Source organism: Marisediminitalea oceani (assembly GCF_003731635.1).
GTDB lineage: Bacteria > Pseudomonadota > Gammaproteobacteria > Enterobacterales > Alteromonadaceae > Alteromonas > Alteromonas oceani.
This window is the reverse complement of sequence record NZ_RCUA01000073.1, coordinates 1-6,181: the sequence shown is the minus strand read 5'-3', so window position 1 is coordinate 6,181 and position 6,181 is coordinate 1. Positions and strand designations below refer to the sequence as shown.

Genomic DNA, 6,181 nt, shown 5'->3' with positions numbered 1-6,181 from the left:
TGCAACCAAGCCTAGCCACAAAACCTGCCAGTCTTGCTGAGTGGGCAAACTTCTATGCGGATTGGTATTAATTACAGTAAACTTGCGCACAACGTAGCGATAACAGGACAAACGTAGTGGCATTACAATGGTTTCCGGGGCATATGCACAAAGCCCTCAAAGAAATAAAAGAATCGATAAGTCAGGTGGATATCCTGATAGAAGTACTCGATGCGCGGATCCCGTATTCAAGCGAAAACCCGGAAATCGCTAAAATCAGAGGGGATAAACCTGTCCTTAAAATCCTTAATAAATATGATTTAGCAGATCCGGAGCTGACCGCCCGGTGGCAGGCTTATCTGGAAAGTGAGCGTGGGGTAAAAACCATCACCACCACTACCGACAACCCGGCTAACAGCAAACAAATAATAAAATTAATCCAGACCATCTGTGCCCAGAAACACGCGTCGGTAAAGTCAATTAACGCCATGATCACCGGTATTCCTAATGTGGGCAAATCTACCCTGATTAACATTCTAGCTGACCGGGTGATTGCCAAAACGGGTAATGAACCAGCGGTCACCAAATCGCAGCAGCGCATTAACTTAGGCGGTGGAATTGTGCTCTATGACACGCCGGGCGTGCTATGGCCAAAGCTGGAAAACCCCAATTCTATCTACCGGTTAGCATCATCCGGCGCGGTAAAAAATACCGCTATGGAATACGATGATGTAGGTTTTTATGCCGCTGACTATTTAATTAAAGCCTATCCGGAGGCAATGAAAGAACGCTACAAGCTGGATGAGTTGCCTGATACCGAGCTTGAGTTTTTAGAAGCGGCGGCCAAAACCCGTGGCGCTAAAATGGCCGGTGGCCGGGTTAATCTGCATAAGATCTGTGAAATCCTGTTAAACGAATTGCAGGCGGGCAAACTGGGACGACTGACCCTGGAAACGCCTGAAATGATTGAACAGGAAAAAATAGAGATGGCCGCCGCTGCAGAGAAAAAGGCGGCCGATAAAGCGAAACGCAAACAGAAATTCAAAGAAGGTTCATTAACTCCGGATAAGGAGGCGCGTAAAGAAAAACGCGAAGAAAAGCGTCAGGAGCAGAGCCGCCGGATGAAGAAGAACCGGCGCTAGCAGCGCCTCTCCCGCAAATATTCAGCCGTCTTACTTTAGCCGCAATTACTTTGCGGCTTGCGCCAGATGAAAGGCGCAGATCCCCACCGCACTGGCCAGATTCAATGATTCGATGTTGCCGTTGCCGGCAATGGTAAATGCGTCAGCATTTGTTTCAGATAGCGCTTGTGCAGGTACCCCCCGAGCTTCGTTGCCAAACAGATAACAGGGGTAGTTGCCAAACTGTTCATCTGTTATCGCCGTGCCGTTAAGATCAAGGTAAGCAAACTTTGCAAAGCGGGCTTGCAACTGGCTTAAAGACACATCCAGCTCAACCGGCAGGTGAAAGAGGGCGCCCATACTGGCGCGGACCGCCTTAGAGTTAAACGGGTCCACACTGTTAGGGCTCAGCAACAGTCGAAAGTCACCAAACCAGGCCAGCGAGCGTAAAATGGTGCCCAGATTGCCAGGATCCTGAATTTCATGCAGGTAAATGCAACGCTCGTTGGCGGTTACCGGCGCATTACTATCGTTGGCCGGTAGCGGTACTCTGGCGATAACGCCCTGCGGCGTTTTGGTATCGCTGAGGGATGCCATCTGGCGATCGGTTACCGATACGACCTCAAAGCGATCGTCCAGGGTAACGCCTTTTGATTGCCAGACATCGGTAACGTATACCGTAATAGGCAACGCCATCAGCGGCGAGCGTTGCAGCTCCTGAATCAGATGCTCACCTTCCACCAGATAATAGCCAAACTGCGAGCGGTACTTCTTTTGATGCAGTTTTTTTACGTCGTCTAATTTCATGGTGTAGGTCGTTCCGGATCGATAGTTGGCAATAGGCGCTCACAAAGGCGCGTGATAAGATAGCGCGCATTGTAGCCTGTAATACCCATGAAGTCAGGCGGCCCGGCAAAGTTTGTTGGCGCTGCCGGATTTGCAAATGGCTTGGGCATGATTACAATAAACGCCGATTTCCCACCAGTCACAGCAGAGTAGATATGGCCCGCTCAAAAACCAGTAAAAAATGGATGGAAGAACACGTTAACGACCCTTATGTAAAAAAGGCGCAAGCCGATGGATATCGTTCCCGGGCCAGTTACAAGCTGATTGAAATCAACGAAAAAGACAAACTGTTTCGCCCCGGCAGCGTGGTCATGGATCTCGGCTCTGCACCGGGCGGCTGGTCGCAGATCGTCGCGCCCGTAGTAGGTGAAAACGGGCGGGTGATCGCATCGGATATTCTGCCTATGGACAGCATTATCGGGGTAGACTTTATTCAGGGTGACTTCACCGATGAAGCGGTATACGACCAGATTCTTAAGGTGCTTGGCGATGACCAGGTGGACGTTGTCGTTTCGGATATGGCGCCTAACCAAAGCGGTGTAAAAACCACCGATCAGTATGCCTCAATGTATCTGGTTGAACTGGCACTCGACATGGCCAGAAACGTGTTACAGCCCGGCGGTAGTTTCTGTGCGAAAGTGTTTCAGGGCGTGGGCTACGACGAGTACGTTAAAGACGTCCGTTCTTCCTTTAACAAAGTGGTAGTGAGAAAACCTGCGGCATCCCGCCCCCGTTCCCGGGAAGTCTATTTAGTGGCGACCGGCTTTAAGGGCTAGTAGCTCGTTACTGGCGTTTAGCGTTCCAGTAACGGCAGCTTATCCGGCACGCCATTCCAGCTGTCAGCATCATCAGGCGGCGCAATCACTTCAGTAATGTTTGGCCACTGCTGACTGAGTTCAGCGTTAATGGCCTGATAGGGCTTTTGCTCTTCGGTTAGCTCGGTATCCTGAATAATGGCCTCGGCCGGACACTCCGGCACGCACAGCGCACAATCAATGCAGATAGCCGGGTCGATAGCCAGAAAGTTTGGCCCCTCAAAAAAGGCGTCTACCGGGCATACGGCCACGCAGTCGGTGTATTTGCATTTTACGCAGTTGTCGGTCACTACAAAGGTCATGATAGGTTGGCGCGTGAATCAATTTGTTTGCAATTATAAGGGTTCTGCAGCCCGATCTAAAGACAAATGGCCACAATGGCTACCGGATTGGCGGCAACTGCATTAAACTATAGCCGCTCTGACAGATAGGCTGTCCGGCGAACCAGGATCCTCCCTCATGTTGCGTTTAACCGATATAAAACTTCCCCTCGATCACGACGACTCTGCACTGGCTGCCGCGATAGTCAGCAAACTGGCGATTGCTGCCGATGACCTGTTAAACATTAACGTGTTTAAACGCGGTTACGATGCACGCAATAATCGGGATATTCAGCTGATCTACACGGTGGATGTAGAGGTAAATGGTGAGGCGGAATTGCTGGGCAAGTTTGCTAAAGACACCCAGGTTCGCGTTACCCCAGACATGACCTACAAGTTTGTTGCCCAGGCCCCGGAAAACCTGACGCACCGCCCGGTAGTGGTAGGGCTTGGCCCGTGCGGGATTTTTGCGGCGTTGATTCTGGCGCAGATGGGTTTTAAGCCGATTGTGCTGGAGCGTGGTAAAGCCGTGCGCGAGCGCACTAAAGATACCTTCGGTTTCTGGCGCAAGCAGCCGCTTAACCCGGAGTCTAACGTGCAGTTTGGTGAAGGCGGCGCCGGTACGTTTTCAGACGGTAAGCTTTATAGCCAGGTAAAAGACCGCAAACATTACGGCCGCAAGGTATTACACGAGTTTGTTGAGGCCGGCGCGCCGGAAGAAATTTTATACGTCAGTAAGCCACATATCGGCACGTTCAAACTGGTGAGCATGGTAGAGAAAATGCGCCAGCAGATTATCGACCTCGGCGGCGAAATTCGCTTCTCTACCCGGGTCGAAAAATTGGATCTGGATGAACAAGACGGCCAGTTCGCTGTGAAAGGCCTGCATTTATCCGACGGCGATTATCTGGCGTGTAAACAGGTTATCCTGGCCCTGGGGCACAGCGCCCGGGATACTTTTCAGAACCTGTATGAGCAGGGCGTGTACATTGAAGCCAAGCCATTTTCCATTGGCTTTCGCATTGAACACGAGCAGAGCATGATTGATCGCTGCCGGTTTGGTGATAATGCCGGTAATCCTATTCTGGGCGCGGCAGATTACAAACTGGTGCATCACTGCAAAAATGGCCGTACCGTTTACAGTTTCTGTATGTGCCCGGGTGGTACAGTGGTTGCGGCGGCTTCAGAGCCTGGCCGTGTGGTTACCAATGGTATGAGCCAGTACTCCCGCCATGAGCGCAACGCAAACAGCGCTATTGTAGTGGGGATCACGCCGGAACAGGACTATCCTGGCCACCCACTGGCAGGCATTGAATTACAGCGCCGTCTTGAGGAACTGGCGTTTAAAGCCGGCGGTGAGAATTACAACGCCCCCGGGCAGTTAATCGGTGATTTTCTGGCGGGTAAACCCAGCGCGGAATTGGGCGAAGTTACCCCATCCTATACACCAGGCGTTACCTTAACAGATCTGAGCAAAGTGGTGCCGGATTATGTCACTCAGGCTATTCGCGAGGCCATCCCGGCGTTCGACCGCCAGATTAAAGGCTTCGCTAAAGCCGATGGCACCCTCACCGGTGTAGAAACCCGCACCTCGTCACCGGTATGTATTAAACGGGATAAAGACTATCAAAGCGTTAACGTTAAGGGCCTGTATCCGGCAGGCGAGGGCGCAGGTTATGCTGGTGGCATCTGGTCGGCGGGTATCGACGGTATCCGCGTGGCCGAAGCTTTAGCACTGGCGTTTTAAAACATAGGCGAATATCCCTAACCCGAAAAAACAACAGAGTCGCCCTAGTTGCTACTTAGCTTTAGTATTCATTAAATATTTGATGAATTGGGAAAAAGCTTCAATAATAATTGCTTAGCTATGCTTAATAGTGATAAGTGTATTTTAGGTCATTCTGTAACTAGAAAGATTGGATATTTACTTTAAAATTTTTGGCTTTTTCTCTTTGGGAGAAGCTATTATTTATTGGTAATCATTTTATTCTCACTTTGTTATAGCCGTTAATCCTCGTAATAGTGACAGGGCAACCGCATACTTTTACCCAAAAATAAGCTCTGCTCTGAATTCATCGGCCCAGCCAGCCATTTTGAGTTTGCTTCTCATGCTGGCTTTCTTGGGGTGTAAACGAGCCATATTCAAACAAAACCGCCTAATCACTCCGACATTTTCCGCTCCGTCCTCTTTGCGTATTCGGCTATCATCTTCTTTGAACGTCACGTCTAACACCCAGTGGACTTTATTTTCGACTTCCCAGTGTGCTCGGATAGCCTGGTTGACCGCAACGGGGTCAATATCCAGTGAACTGATGTAATATTGCGTTTCAGTGCTCACCTCTTTGTCTTTAAGGTGGCGCTCTCGCTCTATTTTGATAACACTGCGTATACCTTTCCAGTGCTGTGCTTCACTTATCCACTCACTGACTCTTAGTTGCTGGCACCGGCGTACTTCAATTCGTCCATGGCCAGAATCAGTCTGTTCATTACAGGCAATCCAAGCGGGATTATCCCTCTCTACCTTATGGAAATAGGCGGCAATTTCATCGCGTAGTTGTTTGTGGTTGTTTTTGATGCAGAGCACATAATCTGCGTTCTCCGAGCTGATTTTCTCGACTATCTTTTTCTGAGAGTTCATGGCATCTGCACTGATAAGAGCGCCTTTAATATTAAGCGTGTCGAGTAGGTCCAATACCGAAGCATTCTCATTTTTCTTGCCCGATGACTTCAGTTGCGCAAGCACTAAACCTGCATCTTTGCTCCAGGCGGTAATGCTATGTAATGCCGTTTGCTTATCGCCATCGTAGGAATGACGAAGTGTCTTACCGTCGATGGCAATTTGAGGCTTACCCGTTTCAACACGCACTTCATTCACCCAATTCATAAAGGCTTTATTTAATTGTTCAGGGCATATTACTCGAACAATTCGGGCAATGGTATCGTCAACAGGAATGCCGTTTTCAAAGGGACGGTATTGGCGCAACCAATCAAGTTTATCTCGACCAAACACTTCTATATCGCTCCAACCCTCTGCTCCAGAAAGGACTGCACTCACAGTCAGAAATATCACATCAATAAAGTCATGTTGAACATTAATTTG

6 protein-coding genes are annotated in these 6,181 nt (G+C 49.6%); 3 read left to right on the top strand and 3 right to left on the bottom strand.

The window, feature by feature from the left end; genetic code table 11:
* Nucleotides 1–116: 116 nt before the first annotated feature.
* The gene (gene ylqF / locus D9T21_RS18845; RefSeq protein ID WP_123326759.1) at nucleotides 117–1,121 is read left to right on the top strand and encodes a ribosome biogenesis GTPase YlqF; all 1,005 of its coding nucleotides are present in this window, start codon (nucleotides 117–119) and stop codon (nucleotides 1,119–1,121) included.
* A 45-nt stretch (nucleotides 1,122–1,166) separates the two neighbouring features.
* On the opposite strand, the gene D9T21_RS18840 is transcribed toward ylqF, so the two are convergent.
* Nucleotides 1,167–1,907 (bottom strand): TrmH family RNA methyltransferase, encoded by a 741-nt coding sequence (locus D9T21_RS18840; protein WP_123326758.1) that lies wholly within the window; start codon nucleotides 1,905–1,907, stop codon nucleotides 1,167–1,169.
* Nucleotides 1,908–2,101: 194 nt separating this feature from the next.
* Here D9T21_RS18840 and rlmE point away from each other — a divergent pair, with 194 nt between their 5' ends.
* On the top strand, nucleotides 2,102–2,722 hold the full coding sequence (gene rlmE, locus D9T21_RS18835; protein WP_123326757.1) for a 23S rRNA (uridine(2552)-2'-O)-methyltransferase RlmE: 621 nt from the start codon (nucleotides 2,102–2,104) through the stop codon (nucleotides 2,720–2,722).
* Between the two features lie 17 nt (nucleotides 2,723–2,739).
* Here rlmE and fdxA read toward each other — a convergent pair whose 3' ends face one another.
* Entirely contained in the window at nucleotides 2,740–3,063 is a 324-nt protein-coding gene (fdxA, locus tag D9T21_RS18830) for a ferredoxin FdxA (protein WP_123326756.1), read from the bottom strand.
* A 157-nt stretch (nucleotides 3,064–3,220) separates the two neighbouring features.
* Here fdxA and D9T21_RS18825 point away from each other — a divergent pair, with 157 nt between their 5' ends.
* The gene (locus D9T21_RS18825; protein WP_123326755.1) at nucleotides 3,221–4,828 is read left to right on the top strand and encodes an NAD(P)/FAD-dependent oxidoreductase; all 1,608 of its coding nucleotides are present in this window, start codon (nucleotides 3,221–3,223) and stop codon (nucleotides 4,826–4,828) included.
* Between the two features lie 297 nt (nucleotides 4,829–5,125).
* Here the strand turns inward: D9T21_RS18825 and D9T21_RS18820 are convergent, their stop codons facing one another.
* Nucleotides 5,126–6,178: an ISAs1 family transposase gene (locus D9T21_RS18820; protein WP_105933364.1), complete on the bottom strand. Its 1,053-nt coding sequence runs from the start codon at nucleotides 6,176–6,178 to the stop codon at nucleotides 5,126–5,128.
* Nucleotides 6,179–6,181 lie beyond the last annotated feature (3 nt).

Bases quoted from the DNA above. Each gene is read 5' to 3' on its own strand.
- D9T21_RS18840 (WP_123326758.1), bottom strand. From the start codon at position 1,907: ATGAAATTAGACGACGTAAAAAAACTGCATCAAAAGAAGTACCGCTCG.
- rlmE (WP_123326757.1), top strand. From the start codon at position 2,102: ATGGCCCGCTCAAAAACCAGTAAAAAATGGATGGAAGAACACGTTAAC.
- fdxA (WP_123326756.1), bottom strand. From the start codon at position 3,063: ATGACCTTTGTAGTGACCGACAACTGCGTAAAATGCAAATACACCGAC.
- D9T21_RS18825 (WP_123326755.1), top strand. From the start codon at position 3,221: ATGTTGCGTTTAACCGATATAAAACTTCCCCTCGATCACGACGACTCT.